We start from the raw sequence: 2,910 nt of genomic DNA on the forward strand, positions 1-2,910 counted from the left end.
TAATATTAATACATGGTTTTGGAGCTTCTTGGGGACACTGGCGCAAAAATATTCCTGTACTAGCTGCCAGTTGTCGCTGTTACGCTATTGACTTACTAGGTTTTGGCGGTTCAGCTAAACCTACGCCAAGTCAAGATGTCACCTACACATTTGAAACCTGGAGCCAACAAATTAGGGATTTTTGTAGAGAAATAGTTGGCGCTCCTGCTTTTCTTGTCGGAAATTCTATAGGTTGCATTGTGGCAATGCAGACAGCAGTTGATAATCCCAATCTTATTCTAGGCATAGGAATTATCAATTGTTCTCTGAGACTTCTGCACGAACGGAAACGGTCTACCCTTCCTTGGTATCGTAGTCAGGGGTCGCTAATAGTACAAAAGTTGTTAAAAGTCAAGTGGATAAGTCAATTATTTTTTAACCAGTTAGCAACTAAGAAAACTGTTAAGCGAGTATTGTTGGAGGCATATCAACGTTCTGAAGCAGTAACAGATGAATTAATCGATCTATTATTGAAACCAGCAAAAGATGAGGGAGCAGTTGATGTCTTTGTAGCTTTTACTGGTTATTCTCAAGGACCTTTAGCAGAAGATTTATTACCTATATTACCCTGTCCAGCCATAATTTTATGGGGAGAGAAAGACCCCTGGGAAAATATTGAATTGGGAAAGGAATTTGCCAAGTTTAAAACTGTAGAAAAATTTATTCCTTTGCCTGGAGTTGGTCATTGTCCTCAAGATGAAGCACCAGAATTAGTAAACCCTATTTTGCAGGAATGGATATTAGAAAAAAGGAGCAGAGACTCAGATAACTAGAAAACCTCAAAGCTATTACCAAGAAATTTGATATAATTTAGGCTATAATTCCTAATTTTTAGCTCCTAACTTCTTATGATTTTCCATTTGATTTTCAAATACTTCTAAAGTTCTTAGAAGAGAAATTGATGATCGAAAAGCTTCTTCAGTAAGCTCTATTTTTTCTTCAGGTGTGTCAACTATTTCATCAGCTAGTAATGTTAAAGAACCAATAATTTTGTTGAGAAAACCACGAGCTTCATAAGATGCCTTAGCTAAAACTTGTTGGTCAATATATTTATCAGCTTCAGACGGGTCGCCAAACTGTATAGTATAGAGGCGATGATAGTAACCATCTGGTTTTTCTAGAAGTTCTAAATGAGTACCCATTTCAACTAACTTCCCACGATCTAAGACAGCTATTTGATCGGCATTTTGAATTGTTGAGAGACGGTGGGCAATAACTAAAACTGTGCGATCGCGACTTAATTTATCAATGGCCTCCTGTACCAAACGTTCTGAAACTGTATCAAGGGCACTTGTGGCCTCATCTAAGATTAATATTTCTGGATCTTGTAATAGCGCCCTAGCAATGGCCAATCTTTGTCGTTGACCACCCGAAAGCATAACACCCCGATCGCCTATTTCTGTCTCCCATTGCTTGGGAAAGTCCATAATAAAATCATAAGCATTAGCTTGTTTAGCTGCTTCAATAATTTCATCTTCTGTAGCATCAGGACGAGCATAGATAATATTATTTTTTACCGTATCGTTAAATAAATGAGTAGTTTGACTAACAATACCAGTCTTTCTTCTGAGAGTAGTAATATCAAACTCCCGTAAGTCAATACCATCTATAGTAATGGAACCAGAAGTAGGGTCATAAAATCTTGGTAGTAGGTCTGCAAATGTTGACTTACCTGCTCCTGAACCTCCCACTAACGCTAAAGTTTTACCTCTAGGCACGGATATATCAACATTTTTAAGAACTAAATTATCATTACCTGGGTAAGAGAAGGAAATTTTCTTAAAATGAATTTTTCTCCTCACCTTTTGAAAAGGTATAGAACCAGGTTTCATAATTGGTTTGTTATCTCTTCTCCATAAGTCTACGGCCATATCAAAACTAGCAGATCCTTTGGCAATTTGATTGCGACTGCCATTAATTTGAGAAACAATAGGTAGTGAACGAAATAGAACTAAAAGATAAGTTAGTAATATAGCAGAAACATTAGCAATTTGATCGGCAAATAAATATCTACCTAATAATAAAATACCGATTACTGTCATCATGCTTGTCATTTCATTTACTGGAGGTATTAACGCTGAATTCATTTTTTCTTTCAACGCTATATTTTCCAGGGAAAGCATTAATTTTCTAATCTGTTTATATTCTCTATGTTCACTACTTATTGATTTAATTAACCGAATACCACTCAGAGTCTCAATTACCTTAATTGCATAACTTTTTTGTTCCTGATTTAAAACAACTCCAAATTTCTTTGATCTACGAATAAAAAGCTGGTTAATTGCTGAAATTAGAGCTGCTAATATAGAAGCAATTAAAGTAAGTTGCCAAGAAATTGAAATTAGTAAACTGAAAAATAAAGAAAGAGTGATTAATTGAGTTATTAAATTAACATAACCATTAATAGTTTGTACACATTGAGCTGTATCTGAGCCTAAACGTTTTATTAGATCTCCTACTTTGACTTTTGTAAAGAAATCTAAATCGCTGTCCATTAATGTTTGTAACATTTCTGATTTAATAGTATTTGTCAGACTACGATTAAAGGCTACTGTCAACAAACTTCTTAAATATGTAGTTAAATTTTTCAGGAAAATAGTTAATATAACTGCTAAAAGCATTACTCCAAGGCGATACTTTTCTGAAACTCCGTCAAAAGGAGATAGTAAAAATTGAATTATCGGCGGAGAACCTTTCAGCTCAACTTCTTGCCCCGAAATTTGCAATAGTATAGGTACTATTAGAGCTGTATTAACTCCATTAAATAATCCGCTACTAAATCCTAATATAATATTTCCAATAATTTGAAAGTTGAAAGGTTTACGAAGAATAAATTTTAAGATAAATTCTTTTCTAGACATTTATATTTAT

Annotated in this window: 2 protein-coding genes; one reads left to right on the plus strand and one right to left on the minus strand. The window is 34.5% G+C overall.

Translation table 11 applies throughout. From position 1 onward, the window contains the following. Positions 1-812, plus strand: an 812-nt coding sequence (locus F6K22_RS37510; RefSeq protein ID WP_293109879.1) for an alpha/beta fold hydrolase, incomplete at its 5' end; no start/stop codon positions are given. Positions 813-863: 51 nt separating this feature from the next. On the opposite strand, the gene F6K22_RS37515 is transcribed toward F6K22_RS37510, so the two are convergent. Further along, positions 864-2,900, minus strand: coding sequence for an ABC transporter ATP-binding protein (locus F6K22_RS37515; protein WP_293109880.1), 2,037 nt, complete (start codon positions 2,898-2,900; stop codon positions 864-866). Between the last annotated feature and the right edge of the window lie 10 nt (positions 2,901-2,910).

Origin of the sequence: Okeania sp. SIO2F4, assembly GCF_010672385.1 — a bacterium.
Taxonomy (GTDB): domain Bacteria; phylum Cyanobacteriota; class Cyanobacteriia; order Cyanobacteriales; family Microcoleaceae; genus Trichodesmium.

Coding starts and splice junctions, on each gene's coding strand:
- F6K22_RS37515 (WP_293109880.1), bottom strand. CDS start 2,900: ATGTCTAGAAAAGAATTTATCTTAAAATTTATTCTTCGTAAACCTTTC.